Genomic DNA, 16190 nt, shown 5'->3' with positions numbered 1-16190 from the left:
CAACGATAGCATGGGAAGGAGGAGGAGCTATGCCTCTTCTCGAGGTGAATAAATTATCGATTTCCTTCGTTCAGTACGTGAATGGCAGCGTACAGCAAAGGATTACGGTTGTTGAGGAGCTGGACTTTGCCATTAACGAAGGCGAGATTGTAGCGGTTGTCGGAGCGAGCGGCTCTGGAAAAAGCTTGCTCGCCCATGCCATTATGGGTATTTTACCCAAAAATGTGGAGACAACCGGGAGTATCTCGTATGGCGGAGAGCTGCTCGATGAGAAGCTGCTCCAGCGGCATCGTGGCCGGGAAATCGCGCTTGTGCCTCAATCGGTTAGCTTTCTGGACCCGTTAATGCGAGTAGGCAAGCAGCTGCATACTAGAGCGGATGGCGAAGTTCAGGATAAGGAGCGTGAAAGCCTGTTTGAGCGCTTTCAGTTGGGCAAGCATGTAGCGCGGATGTTTCCGTTCCAGCTCTCTGGCGGGATGGCGCGCAAGGTGCTTGTGTCCACCGCTGCACTAGGCAGAACAAGGCTCATTATTGCGGACGAGCCCACACCTGGCATGCATCCCGATGATGTAGCTGAGGCATTAGGACGCTTCAAGCAGCTGGCAGAAGGCGGCTGCGCCGTGTTGTTCATCACGCATGATATAGAGGCTGCCTTGCAGATTGCGGATAAAGTAGCCGTGTTTTATGCGGGAGAGGCTATTGAGCTTGCAGCAGCAGAAGATTTCCAGGGGCAAGGTGAACGGCTTAGGCATCCCTACACCAAGGCGCTATGGCGCGCACTGCCGCAAAATAGCTTTGAGCCGATCACAGGCACGCAGCCGGCAAGAAGCTCGGATGTGCAAGGCTGCCTCTTCGCTGCCCGCTGCAGCTCCTATGCGGAGGAGTGCAAAGCCAAACGGCCAGATTCGCGTGAGGTTCGCGGGGGAATGGTGAGGTGCTTGCATGCGACTTGAAGGAAGTCAGCTGGGATGGCGATATGCGGATGGAGCTTGGCTGTTTAATGATTTCTCGATAGCACTACATTCTGGAGAAGTCGTCGGACTAGTCGGTCCTAGCGGAAGCGGCAAAACATCGCTTGGCCGCCTTTTGGCAGGTTACATGAAGCCAATCACGGGTACGGTCATTTTAAGCGGTGATAATCAGCACAAGGGCAGCTATCATCCCGTTCAGATGATCTTTCAGCATCCTGAGCGGGCGGTTAATCCGAGGTGGCGCTTATCCAAGACAGTGACAGAAGGCTGGACACCCGACGAAGCGCTTCTTGAAGCGCTTGGCATACAGAAGCATTGGCTGCAAAGGTACCCGAATGAACTGTCGGGTGGCGAGCTTCAGCGCTGCTGCATCGCGAGGGCGCTCGGACCGGACACGAAATTTTTAATCGCGGACGAAATGACGACGATGCTGGATGCCATTACTCAGGCACAAATTTGGCATACGGTGCTAGATATCGTTCATACGCGGCAAATTGGTCTGCTCGTCATTAGCCATGACCATGCGTTGGTGAACAAAATTTGCGAACGAACCGTGAATTTTGCTTAAGAAAGAACAATGGTCAGCATTCCTTACTAAATCTTCATCAAGCTTGATGAACAACCCGGTGGCGGCAGCTGCCGGGTTTTCTCTTATTTCTCTGTCCACGGCCTCGCATGAGCATCAAAAGCCGATATTTTCGCTGTGAATGGTATCCAACCCATGCCATCCATCCGCATCCAGTTAATCCTGCCGCTCCAGTAGTCGGCCCAGCTTTAGCTCAGTCGAAGACTCAGGAGCGGGCGTATAGACGCTGCACCTCAGATCCGTATTTCCTTGGACTTGGAAGGAGGTTAGATGAAACAGCATTTTCCCAACCTTGGCATGCCGAAACTCGAGCAAAACATCGGGGGCCGAGCTCACCTGGCTTTGTTCCCACAGGTATTGAAACTCTGGATGGCTCCCCTTCATTTCTTCAATAAACCGCTCGTACCACTCGTCCTGTACATATTGGCCGTAATAAGCGCGAAAGATAGCGAGGTACCCGCCTACAAAATGCTCCCAATTCCCTGCGAGCCTGCGGAACTCCTTGCGGGTAAATAGCAGCTGAATCATATTCCGCTGTTCGGCGGGTATTTGCTCAAAGTCCATAAATACATGCGCGGCCGCTTGGTTCCAGCCGACGATTTGGCATCGGCGATCCGATATTATAGTCGGGCAGAAACGAAGCTCCTGCAAGATTCGATTCAAGGATGGCGTGATTTCAGAGTGTTTCTCGTCCGTAGGCGCAGCGCTGGGGCCGGAACCTAGGGCGAGCGCATACAAGTATTTTCGTTCATCATCATTGAGCTGCAGCGCCGTTGCCACGCAATCGAGCACAGAACCGGATACCTTAATATCCCGGCCTTGTTCCAGCCACGTATACCAGGTAGGGCTGACGCCAGCTAACTGAGCGACTTCTTCTCTTCTGAGGCCAGGCGTCCGCCGCCGGCTGCCAGACGGAAAGCCAGCTGCTTCTGGCATGATTTTTGCGCGTTTCGATTTTAAAAAGGAGGACAAGGCTTGCAGCCTTGTTTCTTGATTAATCATAGCAACCATCCTTAGTCGATCCATAGTTAGAGTAGTAGTGATTATACTATAATAAACTACAACTTGTAATAGGATAACCGATATGACAAACTACAATCAATCAAGGTATTCATGAAGGAGGCTGCAGGATGGAACGAGTAGTGATTACAGGGATGGGCGTCGTGTCGCCTTTAGGAAATAGCGTGGAGCGTTTTTGGGACAGTTTGGTTCATGGTGCATCCGGAATCTCGCAAATTGATTCTTTCGATGCAAGCAGACATAAAACAAAAATTGCAGGTCTCGTAAAGGATTTTGATGCAGAGGCATTGTTCGGAAGGAAAGAAGCACGCCGGATGGACCGGTTTACTCAATTTGCATTGGCTGCAGCGGAGCAAGCGCTAAACGATGCAAGTCTTTCTATCGAAAATACAGATCGCGAGCGGGTTGGCGTCTATGTAGGCTCGGGCATTGGCGGCATTCAAACGCTGCTTAGCCAGGCTGAGGTGCTTCATGAGCGGGGATCAGATCGGGTAAGTCCAACGCTAGTGCCGATGATGATTGCGAATATGGCAGCAGCTATGATCAGTATTCGCTACGGAACGCAGGGACCATCGCTTGCGCCGGTTACGGCATGCTCGATCGGGAATACGGCGATCGGCGAAGCGTGGCGGCTGCTGCGATCCGGTAGTGCGGATGTGGTTATCGCGGGCGGGACGGAAGCGGCGATTACGGATATCTCCGTAGCGAGTTTCGGCAATGCTACCTCAGTTTCAACTAGAAATGATGAGCCTGCCAAAGCAAGCCGCCCGTTCGATGCGGGGCGGGACGGATTTGTGATGGCTGAAGGCGCAGGCATTCTTATTTTGGAAACCCTCTCTCATGCCATTGCCCGCGGGGCTCGTATTCATGCCGAGGTTATTGGCTATGGCGCAAGCTCGGATGCTTACCATATGGTCGCAACGCACCCGGAAGGAATAGGAGCTTATCAGGCGATGAAGCATGCTTTGCGAGAAGCGAACTTGCAGGCAGATCAGATTGATGTGATTAGCGCTCACGCCACCAGCACGGAAATCGGAGACCGCTCAGAAACGGCAGCCATCAAAAAGCTGTTCGGCGAGCAAGCGTATCGCATTCCGATAACAGCGAATAAGTCGATGACCGGCCACATGCTGGGTGCAGCTGGGGGCGTGGAGGCGATCGCGCTGGTGAAGAGCTTGCAAGAGGGAATCATTCCTCCGACCATCAACCAGGAAGTGAAGGACGATTATTGCGATCTGGATTATGTTCCGAACGAGGCACGCACGGCGGCCCTAGAAATTGGAATGTCCAATTCGTTTGGGTTCGGCGGACATAATGCTGTTATTATTTTGCAAAAATATAACGTTTAAAAGGATTGAAATCACAGCTGATTTTCATTACAATTGATAATGATTTTCAACGCTTGCTGTCGAGGGCAGCAAGGAGGAAGCTGGGAGGAGCGCGGCTGGAATGAGCACGCTTGAGCATCATCAATGGTTGCAAGACGTTATATTGGAAATTGGACATGCAGAAAAAAGTACAGCAGCGCCTGGCTGGGCTGAGGGGAAAATACCATTGGCCCGGCATTTTATCATTTATATGGTTAAAGGGGAAGGGATGCTTAGGATCAACGGTCAGGAAATCAGTCTGCGGCGGGACTCTATTTATGCGCTTGCTTTAGGTTCGACCGTTCAGCTAGAGCTTGAGGCCGCTACTGCCCCTGAGCTGTACTGGATTGCCTTTGACGGGTATCGCTTAAAGGAGCAGTCCGAGACGGGAAGAGCCTATAGCCGTGAGCTCCATTTTCCGCTGGAAGGGAAGCTGCGCGTAAACGGCAGTTTGTTTAAACGTTATTTTTATATGCTGATCTTGGAAGAAAAACAGGGCAAAGGCCAGAGCCGCCTGCTAGGCCAGCACTATTTGTATGATTTGCTTGAAGGTCTGCTGCGGCAGGCTGAGCCGGCTGAACAGGATGAAGCGGAGGATCGGCTCAGGCTTACGCTTGATTATATGCAAAACCATTATCAGGAAGAAATCCGGGTGAACAAGCTTGCCGAGCTGGCCCAGCTTCATCCGTCCTATTACTCGCAGGTATTTAAGCGCTCCATGGACAAAACCCCCGTATCGTACCTCACTCATTTGCGGATGAATAAAGCCAAGGAACTGCTGCTGATGACGGATAAACCCGTTAGCGATATTGCGGCAGATGTGGGTTACGAGGATGAATTTTATTTCAGCCGCCGCTTCAAGGAAACGAGCGGTTATTCGCCTTCGATTTTTACGAAAAAGCAGGATTTAAACATTATTTCGCTCTCATCGCCTTACACCGACCATTTGTTTACGCTCGGGCTGCGGCCTTGCGCCGCACAGATGCACCGCTTTCTGCCATTGGTTACGAAGGAGCTAAAGCTGCCCAAGCATGCAACCGATGCATGGGAGGTTAGCCGGCAAGCGTTCAGTGATATGAAACCGGATTTAATCGTATGCAAGGATAATGTTTTGGCAAAGGCAAAAGCACATATTAATGATATCGCCCCAATCCTTCCGATTCCTTGGGCAAGCAAGGATATTTATGAGCATATGCTCGATATCGCCGAATTGGTGGATAGGGAGCAAGAGGCACAGAGCTGGATGGACAACCATGAGCGCCAATCAGAACGTCTGCGCAAAAAGGTTCGTAAGGCCATTGGAGAATCCACGATTGCGATATGCGTAGCAAGGAAAAATGACCTCCGCATGTATGGAACCCGCAATATTGGCCATGTTTTTTATCGCTCGCTGCAGCTGCATCTTCCTGAGAAGATTGTGGCTGCACAGGCTGCTCACCCCATCGGAACGGGTTTTAATTGGCTGTCGATTCAGCCCGATGAGATGAAAGGCTATGAAGCCGATTATTTATTTCTGGTATGTGAGACAGAAGCAGACCGTGAGCGTGTGAATTGCTATATAGGAACCAATCCCAATTGGATGAACCATCCGGCTGTTCGAAGCAAGCGGGTATTTTATTTGGAGTGGGAGAAGTGGATCGTGTATGCGCCGTACGGAATTGACCGACAATTAGAGGAGATTGAGCTGCTGCTGTGCAGGTAGCAGCTCAGGCCCTTGCCTATCTTGAAATATAGGTAAGGATATGAGTTTGCTCATCCTTTCTCTCTATTTCTCGGAATGAAACGCGCCGCGCCGTCAAAGGACGGCGATAGCCGCTTCACCTTGAAATAATCCATGAATGAATCTTGATTTATGTCATGTACGGGAGCTGCGGGTAAGCTATAATGAACTAATGATAATGATTATCAATATTATCGGATGAAGGAGGCTTATTAGATCACAAGCTTATGAGCGGGCATACAACATGGAAAACAGGCTTATGGTTTGCAGCGGCAATCACAGCGCTGTTGATGTCTATATTTTTGGCGATATCCTACGGAGCGAAGGACCTTAGCTTCGCAATGGTATGGTCAGCGGTCTTTCATTATGATCCTGAGCTGACGGCCCATCAAATTATGCATGAATACAGGCTGCCTCGCGTGCTGGGAGCTGTCGTCACAGGTATGGCCTTTGCCACAGCCGGAGCGCTCATGCAGGGAGTGACGCGCAATCCGATGGCGGATACCGGCATTTTGGGCGTTAATGCAGGTGCGGCCTTTGTTGTTGCTCTGTGCTTTGCCTTCTGGCCTGGACTTTCCTATTCCCAGCTCATTCTAATGTCTTTCCTAGGAGCGGCGCTCAGTACGTTGTTTATCGTACTGTTAGGGTCAGCAACGCAAGGTGGTCTTCATTCTTTGAGGCTAACGATCGCAGGTGCTGTCGTCGCTGCAATTCTTCACTCCTTCAGCAGCGGCATCGCGATATATTATGATTTGAGCCAGGATCTTGCATTCTGGTATGCGGGCGGAGTAGCAGGCGTGAAGTGGGAGCATTTGAAACTCCTTGCTCCGATCGTGTTTATTGTTATCGCTTGGGCTTCGACAATGGGCCGCTCGATTACCTTCCTGTCGCTCGGCGACGAGTCGGCAGCAAGCCTTGGCATACATACGGGTAAAATTAAGGTGCTTGGCATGACTGCTGCGGTTGTGCTTGCAGGAGCATCCGTTTCCGTTGCGGGGTCGATCGGATTTGTTGGTTTGGTTGTTCCACATATCGCTCGGCGGCTGATCGGCGTTGATTATCGCAAAATCATTCCGTTCTCTGCCCTGCTTGGAGCCATTTTGCTCGTATGGGCGGATTTCGCTTCACGCATGGTCAACCCTCCACGGGAGTTCGCTATCGGAGCTATGGTTGCTTTGGTTGGCGTACCGTTCTTTCTTTATCTAGCCCGTAAAGAAAGGAGGGAGCTGTAGGATGGCGAGCCTGGAGCAAAAAAGGACAGCGAGAGCGATTATTGTCGGCATTATTTTAATAGCGGTTGCGGCTGTTGTAATCTTGGTTAGCTTAAATACCGGAACCATTCGGCTGTCACCAGCTTCCATATGGCGGACGCTGCTTGGCGGCGGCACTTCTGATGAACAGTTAATTCTATTTGATTACCGTATGCCTCGGATTATCATTACCATTTTGGCGGGGATTGGACTGGGCATTTCCGGTGCGGTGCTGCAAGGTGTTTCCCGAAATTCGCTTGCTGATCCCGGCATTCTGGGCATACATGCTGGAGCAGCCCTTGGATTGATCTTGTTTGTTTCTTTCTTTCGCAATATGGAGGGGCCGACGGCATTGTTGATTCCAATGTTCACCTTTGCTGGTGGTGCGGTCATTTCTATCCTTATTTTCATGCTGGCTTATGATCGCTTCAAAGGCATGATTCCGATCCGATTGATATTGGTCGGCATCGCGGTTGAGGCAGGTGTAAGTGCGCTCACGCTCTTCCTCTCGCTGCGTCTGGACGAGGATAACTATTCCTTTGCCGCCCGCTGGCTGGCGGGCAGCGTATGGGGCAGGGAGTGGGTGAATGTGTGGGCGCTGCTGCCTTGGATTGTGCTGCTGGTTCCGATCGTTTATCTGAGGTCCCGAGCGCTTGATTTATTCGCGCTCGGTGACGAGACGGCCGCAGGGGTAGGCAGCCACGTGACGCGAAACCGTGTCATTATGCTAGGTCTGGCAGTAGCCTTATCCTGCGCAAGCGTCTCGATGGCCGGCGGCATTGGCTTTATCGGTCTTGTTGCGCCTCACATTGCTAGACGGCTTGCAGGACCGCAGCATCGCTATTATCTGCCGATAGCCGCTCTTGTCGGCCTTGTTATTCTGGTAACCGCGGATACGGTCGGCCGTTCCATCTTCCAGCCTAACGCTATTCCCGCCGGCGTCGTAGTTGCGGCGATTGGCGGTCCGTATTTCTTATATTTGCTATTAAGCACAAAACCTAACTCACGGAGGAATTCTTAACATGATGAAACGAATGCTTACCGCGCTGGTCTCACTAATGATTGTAGGGGCGCTATCTGCTTGTGGACAGTCTACGACTTCAAATGGGGCTTCATCCAGTACGAACACACCAACAAACGCGGCTTCGGAAGCTCCGGAATCGTCACCGGATGTGATGACGCATGATGCGAATGCCAAGATTGCTTCCATGTCGATCCACATTACCAATAACCTGCTCGCGCTTGGGATTAAGCCTGCCGGTTCGGTCGTTGGCGGAGATGTGAAGGACTTTTTGCCGCATGTCGCTAATCAACTAGAGGGAGTATCTAAGCTCGGTGTCGTAACTGACCCGGACATGGAATCTGTCCTCGCGCTTAAACCGGATGTCATTTATATCGATGAGGTTTATACGGGTGATGATCTGGCGAAGTTTGAGAAGATTGCTCCGACGATTGGCATCGATATGGATAACGGGACATGGCGCGATCATTTAAACCGGATCGCACAGCATGTAGGCAAAGAGAAGGAAGCCGAAGCCTTCATTAAAGACTATGAGGCGAAAGCCGAGCGTGTCAAAGGCTTGATAAGCGCAGAGCTCGGGCAAGACGCGAAGGTCATGGCCATCCGCATGACAGCGAAAGAGCTTCGGGTCATGGGCATGAAGCGGCCGGTAGGACCCATTATGTTTGAAGACTTGGCTTTAAATCCGGCTTCTGGTGTAGAGAAAATTACCGATGAGCCGTATGCAGTTATTTCTCAGGAAGTACTGCCTGATTTCGATGCAGATGCGATATTCGTCATTATAAGCAAAGGCAACGAAGCCAAGGCTAATTTCGATGAGCTGGAGAAAAACCTCGTATGGCAAAACTTGAAAGCTGTAAAGAACAACCATGTTTATATGCTGGACGGACAAAAGTGGCTCGATTATTCTTCTATCGGACACAGTATGGCACTGGATGACGCTAAGCAGCTGTTCACGAAATAGAGCGCAAGAATAAATGAGGAAAGACTGAAGCGGGGGCGGAACAGCTCTCTTGCTTCGGTTTTTTTTGTATTGGTAGATTCACCTGATGAGACAGCGGGTATAAGGTACATAACCGATTTGAGGGGATGACCGACTGCTGCAGCTTCAGGGCTGTGCAGCTTGGCTAAATATTCATCTAAAAAGAGAAGAAGGTGATCGCATGGCCAAGCATAATCGTTTTATCCGATGGTGCATTTCGATTATTTTGGTGCTTGTCATTATTTATTTGGGCTCGCGGGTTAATTTTATTTTTAAGCCGATTTTATCGTTATTCAGCATGATTATTGTTCCGCTGATGCTCTCGGGGTTCTTTTATTATCTTTTGCGTCCGCTCGTGAACGTCATGGAGCGCCGCAAGGTGAACCGTACGTTGTCCATTTTGCTTATTTATTTGGTGTTTGCCCTTATCATGGTCGGTTTCTGCCTTTGGGTATGGCCGTCTTTGCGGACGCAATTAATCAATTTAGTCGAGAACGCCCCCACGCTATTCACGGCGCTCAGCAAGCAGGTGGAAGAGCTAGAGCATAACGGCTTTTTATCGTCCTTCTTGCCGCAGGATTCCAATCCGCTTTCCAAGCTGACGGAGTATTTAAATAAAGGCTTTACCGTACTGACCGAATATTTGTCGGGACTGTTCGTTTTTTTCTCCAATTTCGCGATAGTGTTGATTACGTTTCCGATTCTGCTGTTTTATATGCTGAAGGAAGGCGGGAAATTTGGCGAGCAGGTCGTCAGCTTCATTCCGAAGCGCTTCCGAGTGGATGCTAACGCGGCTCTAGCTGATATTGACCATATGCTCAGCAGCTTTATCGTCGGACGGGTTATTGTTAATGTTGCACTCGGCGTATTAATGTACGTTGGGTTTCTAATCATTGATTTACCCTATGCCCTTTTGTTGACGGTTGTAGCGATCATTCTTAACTTTATCCCATTTATCGGATCGTTTTTATCCTCCGTCCCCATTGTCATTATTGGTTTTATTGAGTCGCCGTCTACCGCGATCTGGTCCGTGGTGATCATTACGATCGCACAGCAAATACAGGATAATTTGATCGCGCCTTATGTCTTTGGCAAACAGCTGGATATTCATCCGCTGACGACGATTATTCTGGTACTCGTTGGTGGCGATATTGCAGGCATACTAGGCATACTGCTCATTATTCCGATTTATATGATATTAAAAATCGTATATCGACGCGTGTACGAGCTGTTTTTCAAGCAGCAATGGGAAAATGCCTGACACTAAGCTTCCATTTGGGATGCAGAATCCGGCAGCATTTGGTATAATGACGTCGACTAAGACAAATTTACCGAAAGTACGGTGGCTGGAAGACTATGGGGATAGATGCTTTGGAAAATAAACGGATTGTTATCGCTGGTTCCCGCAAAACGGACGAGATGTGCCTGATTGTGGAGAAACAAGGAGGGACGCCGATCATTCGCTCACTTCAAGGTTTAACGATGTTCGAAGAGGAGCTGCTCGCCGAGCCGCTTCACAGTTTTGCGGAGCAGGGCGCGCATTGGGTCATCTTGACGACGGGCATGGGATCGGACAGTCTCGTTGCAGCGGCCGATAAGCTGGGCGTCGGGGAAGCTGTACGGATGCGGTTGGCGGAAGCCAAAATCGCTACGAGAGGATACAAAACCTCAGCGTTCCTAAAGAGAAACGGCTTGAAAGCAGTTGTCAGCGATGATGATGGTACCATGCAGGGATTGATAGACAACTTGAATGCTTTTGATTTTAGCGGCCAGCGCATTTGGATCCAACTGCACGGTGAGTCGGCGCCGGAACTGGTAGACTTCTTGAGAGCAAAGGGAGCTTCTCAAGTCGAAGCCGTTCTGCCTTACCGGCATGTGCCGCCAGAATCGGATACGGTAGAAAAGCTGCTTACGGAGCTTGCCGAAGGCGCAGTGGATGCGGTTTGTTTTACAACAGCCGTGCAAGTGCATTATTTGTTCCGATATGCGAAGGAAACGAAGTGCGAAGAGCTGCTTCTTCAAGCATTTGACGGTTCGGTTCTCGCAGCAGCAGTCGGCAAAGTGACGGCGGAAGCGCTGCGGCAATATGGCGTCAAACAAATGGTTGTGCCGGAATTGGAGAGAATGGGCGCTTTGATTATCGAGATCGGCCGCTACTATGAGCAGGCTAGTCAACGGCAAGTTTAAGCAAATCAATTAGGTCGGTAAGAAGCTGCGCACTTTGAGGCAGCCGTTAGCATTTAAATGCAACAATGAAGACCCTTCTATGCAAATAGGAGGGTCTTTTGTTTTGGCCTCATATTTGCAATTGACGAGAATTAACAGGGTTGATTATAATCATTTATATAATTAGTTAAACTAACTTACTAACTAACTTGAAAGAGAGGTAACGCTTTTTCATGCAAAAAGGAGATTCTAACTATATACGCGGCTTAAACGAGCAATTGATATTGGACTTCATCTTCCGGCAAGGCAGAATTTCGCGTGCGGAAGTAAGCCGATTAGCGGAACTAAGCAAACCAACCGTTTCCTCATCCGTTCAGAGGCTGATGGATAAAGGTCTGGTACGCGAGGTGGGCAGAGGGGAAAATGCCCAGGGAAGAAAAGCAACTCTGTTGGAATTTAACCACTCCGCCTATTGCGTTTGTGGAATCGATGTTGGCGCGAAGCGGGCACGGATCGCCTTATCGCGGCCGGATAGCTCGCTGCTTGATTACGAAGAGCTTGAAACGCAGGGGGATGAGCCTCATATTTTTATGCCCAAGCTGCAAGAGGTCATGATTAGGCTGCTTGGCAGACACGGCGCGCATGGGGGGATGGTTCCCTATATAGCGGTCGCAATGCCCTCCGTTGTCGTTCCGGAGACGGGACAGGCTTCGCTTATGCTTAACGAGCTGAAAAAATATGAACATAGCTTTACTCGGGAATCCCTAGAGAAGCAGTTTGCGACGCGGGTACTTGTTGAAAATGACGTGAATTTAGCGACGATGGCGGAGCAAAGCAGCGGAGCAGCTAAGGAGAACCCGTTATTCGTATATTTATCTGTTGGTACGGGTGTCGGAGCTGGTCTAGTTGTCGATGGTAGGCTGGTACGGGGGCTTGGAGGGGTTGCTGGAGAAATCGGTCATATGCGGCTTGGCCGAGAGGGTAGTGTAGAGGAACTGCTTTCCTCAGAGGGCCTGCAGCGGATAGCGTATAAAAGTCTGGCAGACAGCAGCCAACCATCTTTGCTTCGGGAATACTTGGAGATGACGCCTGCTATTCTTTTTGAAGCGACACGTATGGGGGATGAACTGGCCATTTCAATTATAGAAGCGTACGGGGAGCTGCTGGCGGCTGTTATTCATAATTTAAGCGTAATGATAGCCCCGGAGCTCATTGTGCTCGGCGGTGAGATTGGAAGCCATGCAGACGTATTAATACCGGTATTAGACAAGCATGCAGATCTCCGCTTTCCCATTCGACCACTGCTAACGGGCTCTATTTTGGGAGAGACAGCAGTTGTCCTCGGAGCTGTGAATCTGGCTGCCCGCCATGCTTACGAACAAATCAGAAACGAACTTGCAAACCTATAACCTATAGAGAAAGCTCGACGGGGGTCAAAGCCAATACTCAGCAAAGGAAGATTAACTTCATGGAAAAGGCAACGGCATTGGATTCGTCGGCTATAACAGGAGAGGCGAGAGCTGTATTGTACAAGCTCCGCATATTGTATTTATTTACGGGATTGGCTGGAGGCATGTTTAATCCCTATTTGACAACACTATTTGTACATCAAGGGATGTCTTCGAGCAGCGTTGGTATCATGATGGCGGTAGGCACGCTGTTGTCTATCTTAGTACAGCCTTTGTGGGGACTCATGGTAGACCGCTTTCGCCAGACGAAGCTGGTGCTGGTGCTCAGCATAGCTGTTCCGTCCATTTTGGCCTACTTCTACAGTGTCAAACTATTTGCGATCATGGTACTTGTCTACACGATTTCGATTATTTTTCAGGTGACACAAAGCCCGATCGCCGATTCTTATGCGGTCTCGGCCGCACGCCATGCCCGTACCTCCTACGGGACGATTCGCAGCTTGGGCAGTTTAGGAACAGCGCTTGGCGGATACGCGGGCGGACTTTATTTATCTCATTTTGCCATTACACAGCTATGGATGCCATTTTTCCTATTTAGTGCGGCAGGGGCAATCACGGTATTGTCCTTATCCAACCAGAATGATTCGTATAAATCGGCTGTTTCACTAAGTGAAGGTTTCAAAAAACTGCTAAGCAACCGTGATTTTGTCATTTTCCTCGTGGCTTGTTTTTTTGTTAACCAGACCTTGACCGCTTATAACTCGTTTTTCGTTCTGTCCTTTCAGGAGGCGGGAGGGAGCTATTCTTTAGTTGGCGTCGCGCTGCTGCTGGCGTCCATGACGAACGTTCCGTCTATGCTGCTTGCGGCCAAGGTCGTGGGCAAAATCGGACGCGAGAAGACATTAGTGCTGGCAGCTTTCGCCTACGCGCTGCGCTGGGCGATCCAGTGGCTGTATCCGATTCCTTCGGTCATGATCGGAATTCAAGCGCTGCACGGTTTGTCCTTTGGTTTATTTTATGTGGCGGCCGTGGAGTATGTCGCAGTCGCTTCGGGCAAGCAGATGCAGGCAACGGGCCAGAGTCTTTTCAATATGGTATTTGTAGGCTTGGGGGGCATCGTCGGAAATCTGCTTAATGGTTACCTCTATCATGCAGGCGGGCCGGAAATGATGTATATGGCATGCACGCTTAGTGCGTTAATCGGTGTTGTCATGCTATATTGGGTGAACAAGAGAACAGCATTATCAGCCTAGTAGCTTCCTTTAACAGGGCAAGGACATGCGCGGCGACGGTTCTCAGCATCCGAGAAACGACAGGTGGGGGATAAGATGAGAAGAAATTGGTCCAGCAGAATGATGTTTTCTTATTTCCCCATATTTTTATTAACGGTCTCCATTTTAATTTTCTTATCCTTTCTTATCGTTGGCGAGCTATCGCGCAGCGAAACGAATAAGGCCAATGAAATATCGACCGGGTATATTGTGGATACGATTCAGCGCTCATTAGGCGAGATAGAGCTGTCTATGCTTCAGGAAATGGAGACCAATCCTGTTTATAATGATTTTTTAGGCAGTTTTAAGCAGGAGGAGGACAGTACTCGCATCTATGACACGGTCAGGCAAATGAACGGGATGCTTTACCGCAATCAGCTAATCGACTCGATTTATTTATATCGCAGCTCTGACCAGACGGTGTTGACTTTGAATGGGCTGAAGACGCTTGATGCCTTTGTTGACCGCAGGTTTCTGGAGCAGGCGCTGCTCGACAAGAAATCTTCGAGCTGGAGTGCGCCCCGCGACTATCCGCAAAAAATAACCGACCGTACAAGCAAGGTCATTAGCCTTTACAAGCAGCTTCCGATTCCTTTTGGCGCTGAAGGCATGGTAGTCATCAATATTAATATGTATGGCATTGAGCGAATGATTGACGATATGACGAATAGCCAAATCTCCTTTATGCGCATTATAAATGATGAGGGCGAGCTCTTATATGCTGCTCATGGCGAAGCGGAATCGAGGGGTGAGGTGCTCACAAGCATACGCTCGGAAAATACTGGCTGGACGTTTCAAAGCGGCATTCGCGCTGGACAACTATTCGCTTGGGTATCTGTTGTATCCTACATATGGATCGCCATTGGCGTTTTGACCGTTATTTTGGGCATGGTCTATATTTTCTACATTACTCGCAAAAACTATCGACCGATTCAAGTGATGATGAACCGGATTCAAGCGCTGCAGCTTCAGGGTGGCCAGCTGTTAGAGAACAGCGAGCTAGTCGTTATTGATCATGCTCTCGAGAGTTTAATTGAGCAAACGATGCATTATGAGCAGCGGCATCATGAAAATTTGCTCGTGCATCGGCGTCAGCTCTTTCTGGATATTATAGAAGGGGAGCGGATAGAAGCGATAGCGGAGAGGCTGCATCAATTCCAGCCTTTGCCTATGGAACCAGACAAACTTGTCTTTATCGCAGTGGAAATTAATCAATATGGCGAGTTTCGCAAAAATTACGCGGCAAACGATCAAAATATGCTGAAATTCACCCTCATGAATTTGTTCCAGGAATTTATGGAGGAGGAGCGGATGTATGGATGGTCGGAGTGGATCAGCGGCAGCCGCATGGGCGTATTAATCGGCTGGGAGCAAACCTCCGCAGTAGGCAAAGAAACACTCAAGACATTGGCGGACAATGGATTAAGATGGGTCAGCGATAATCTGGGACTTTCTCTGGCCATTGGTGTTGGAACGATTGTCGACAGTTGGGAACAAGTGCCGGCTTCCTGCCACGCTGCGGATACCGCTCTTCAACATAAGCTGTCTTTGGGACAGGATATGGTTGTGATGAGTGAGGAGCTGCCTGACAAGTCAGCTCTTCAATCGTATAAGTATTTACAAACGTTTAGTGATATCGTAAGAGATTTTCGAATTGCGGACGAGGGCTGGCGCGCTAAGCTGGACGGCTTGTTTGAAACGTTTCGCAATGATTCCATTAAGGATGAGCAGATCCGGATGCTGCTTCATGCGCTCATGCAAATGCTGGATCGAGAAATTGGCGATATGTCGGACCGTTTGCGCAAAACCTTTGATGCCTCAAGCCTTCGGGTTTTTTATGCAGAATTAGAAGAGGCATCGACGCTGCATCACGTGCAGCTCGTCTTGTTGCATTGGCTAACGGAGCTGTATCGTATCTATGTATCCGTCAATGAGACCAAAAGCTACAAAGCCATGATCAGTGAAATGAAAGTGTATATTGAAGAGAACTTTGCGAATCCGGATTTGTCTCTTAAGCACTTGAGTGATCGGTTTCAAATCTCCGGCAAGTATGCCAGTTATCTGTTCAAGGAAGAATTCGATATGAAGTTTGTTGATTTTCTCATGCAGCTCAGAATGCAAAGGGCAGAATTTTTGCTTGCAGGCACGAGTGAGAACATTCAAGATATCGCATTAAAAGTTGGATATGCCAACTCAATCACGTTCGGCCGAGTTTTTAAAAGAATCGTAGGCGTTACGCCAGGCGATTACCGCAAGCTCAAGATGAAGCCTGAACAGTAACAGCAATACCCATCATAAACGCTCGTTATCTTACTGCTTCTAGTAAGGTAAAGGGCGTTTTTTCCATGTAAAACAAGTGTGAAAATCGTTTACTTATACGAAAAAAGTTTGTTATGTTACATAATATTACGTTAAATCACGGAGTTT

Annotated in this window: 13 protein-coding genes; 12 read left to right on the top strand and 1 reads right to left on the bottom strand. The window is 49.4% G+C overall.

Features of this window, described 5'->3' with window-relative positions:
* Positions 1-29 precede the first annotated feature (29 nt).
* Both E0496_RS01315 and E0496_RS01310 read left to right on the top strand, forming a co-directional pair.
* Entirely contained in the window at positions 30-953 is a 924-nt protein-coding gene (locus E0496_RS01315) for an oligopeptide/dipeptide ABC transporter ATP-binding protein (protein ID WP_141499829.1), read from the top strand.
* Complete coding sequence (locus E0496_RS01310) at positions 943-1539, top strand: ABC transporter ATP-binding protein (protein ID WP_141499828.1); 597 nt, start codon at positions 943-945, stop codon at positions 1537-1539. Before E0496_RS01315 ends, E0496_RS01310 begins: the two co-directional genes overlap by 11 nt.
* A 174-nt stretch (positions 1540-1713) precedes the next feature.
* On the opposite strand, the gene E0496_RS01305 is transcribed toward E0496_RS01310, so the two are convergent.
* Complete coding sequence (locus E0496_RS01305; RefSeq protein ID WP_141499915.1) at positions 1714-2556, bottom strand: helix-turn-helix transcriptional regulator; 843 nt, start codon at positions 2554-2556, stop codon at positions 1714-1716.
* A gap of 131 nt (positions 2557-2687) precedes the next feature.
* Here E0496_RS01305 and fabF point away from each other — a divergent pair, with 131 nt between their 5' ends.
* From fabF to E0496_RS01255, 10 genes are all read left to right on the top strand, one after another.
* The gene (gene fabF, locus E0496_RS01300) at positions 2688-3926 is read left to right on the top strand and encodes a beta-ketoacyl-ACP synthase II (RefSeq protein ID WP_141499827.1); all 1239 of its coding nucleotides are present in this window, start codon (positions 2688-2690) and stop codon (positions 3924-3926) included.
* Positions 3927-4026: 100 nt separating this feature from the next.
* A complete protein-coding gene (locus E0496_RS01295) occupies positions 4027-5646 on the top strand; it encodes a helix-turn-helix domain-containing protein (RefSeq protein ID WP_141499826.1) in 1620 nt (539 codons plus the stop codon).
* 245 nt (positions 5647-5891) lie between these two features.
* The gene (locus E0496_RS01290) at positions 5892-6896 is read left to right on the top strand and encodes a FecCD family ABC transporter permease (RefSeq protein WP_141499825.1); all 1005 of its coding nucleotides are present in this window, start codon (positions 5892-5894) and stop codon (positions 6894-6896) included.
* Between the two features lies 1 nt (position 6897).
* A complete protein-coding gene (locus E0496_RS01285) occupies positions 6898-7935 on the top strand; it encodes a FecCD family ABC transporter permease (RefSeq protein WP_141499824.1) in 1038 nt (345 codons plus the stop codon).
* 4 nt (positions 7936-7939) lie between these two features.
* Positions 7940-8899, top strand: coding sequence for an ABC transporter substrate-binding protein (locus E0496_RS01280; protein WP_141499914.1), 960 nt, complete (start codon positions 7940-7942; stop codon positions 8897-8899).
* 199 nt (positions 8900-9098) lie between these two features.
* Positions 9099-10178, top strand: coding sequence for an AI-2E family transporter (locus E0496_RS01275; RefSeq protein WP_141499823.1), 1080 nt, complete (start codon positions 9099-9101; stop codon positions 10176-10178).
* Positions 10179-10273: 95 nt separating this feature from the next.
* Positions 10274-11104, top strand: coding sequence for a uroporphyrinogen-III synthase (locus E0496_RS01270; protein ID WP_141499822.1), 831 nt, complete (start codon positions 10274-10276; stop codon positions 11102-11104).
* Between the two features lie 212 nt (positions 11105-11316).
* Positions 11317-12492, top strand: coding sequence for an ROK family transcriptional regulator (locus E0496_RS01265; RefSeq protein WP_141499821.1), 1176 nt, complete (start codon positions 11317-11319; stop codon positions 12490-12492).
* Between the two features lie 59 nt (positions 12493-12551).
* On the top strand, positions 12552-13745 hold the full coding sequence (locus E0496_RS01260) for an MFS transporter (RefSeq protein WP_141499820.1): 1194 nt from the start codon (positions 12552-12554) through the stop codon (positions 13743-13745).
* Positions 13746-13820: 75 nt separating this feature from the next.
* Positions 13821-16043: an AraC family transcriptional regulator gene (locus E0496_RS01255; RefSeq protein WP_141499819.1), complete on the top strand. Its 2223-nt coding sequence runs from the start codon at positions 13821-13823 to the stop codon at positions 16041-16043.
* Positions 16044-16190: the final 147 nt, after the last annotated feature.

The organism is Paenibacillus luteus, from assembly GCF_006542765.1.
Classification (GTDB): domain Bacteria; phylum Bacillota; class Bacilli; order Paenibacillales; family Paenibacillaceae; genus Pristimantibacillus; species Pristimantibacillus luteus.
This window is presented reverse-complemented; position numbering and strand designations above follow the sequence as displayed.

What these genes read in the sequence shown, in the direction of transcription:
- E0496_RS01315 (WP_141499829.1), top strand. Translation starts at nt 30, where the DNA reads ATGCCTCTTCTCGAGGTGAATAAATTATCGATTTCCTTCGTTCAGTAC.
- E0496_RS01310 (WP_141499828.1), top strand. Translation starts at nt 943, where the DNA reads ATGCGACTTGAAGGAAGTCAGCTGGGATGGCGATATGCGGATGGAGCT.
- fabF (WP_141499827.1), top strand. Translation starts at nt 2,688, where the DNA reads ATGGAACGAGTAGTGATTACAGGGATGGGCGTCGTGTCGCCTTTAGGA.
- E0496_RS01295 (WP_141499826.1), top strand. Translation starts at nt 4,027, where the DNA reads ATGAGCACGCTTGAGCATCATCAATGGTTGCAAGACGTTATATTGGAA.
- E0496_RS01290 (WP_141499825.1), top strand. Translation starts at nt 5,892, where the DNA reads ATGAGCGGGCATACAACATGGAAAACAGGCTTATGGTTTGCAGCGGCA.
- E0496_RS01285 (WP_141499824.1), top strand. Translation starts at nt 6,898, where the DNA reads ATGGCGAGCCTGGAGCAAAAAAGGACAGCGAGAGCGATTATTGTCGGC.
- E0496_RS01280 (WP_141499914.1), top strand. Translation starts at nt 7,940, where the DNA reads ATGAAACGAATGCTTACCGCGCTGGTCTCACTAATGATTGTAGGGGCG.
- E0496_RS01275 (WP_141499823.1), top strand. Translation starts at nt 9,099, where the DNA reads ATGGCCAAGCATAATCGTTTTATCCGATGGTGCATTTCGATTATTTTG.
- E0496_RS01270 (WP_141499822.1), top strand. Translation starts at nt 10,274, where the DNA reads ATGGGGATAGATGCTTTGGAAAATAAACGGATTGTTATCGCTGGTTCC.
- E0496_RS01265 (WP_141499821.1), top strand. Translation starts at nt 11,317, where the DNA reads ATGCAAAAAGGAGATTCTAACTATATACGCGGCTTAAACGAGCAATTG.
- E0496_RS01260 (WP_141499820.1), top strand. Translation starts at nt 12,552, where the DNA reads ATGGAAAAGGCAACGGCATTGGATTCGTCGGCTATAACAGGAGAGGCG.
- E0496_RS01255 (WP_141499819.1), top strand. Translation starts at nt 13,821, where the DNA reads ATGAGAAGAAATTGGTCCAGCAGAATGATGTTTTCTTATTTCCCCATA.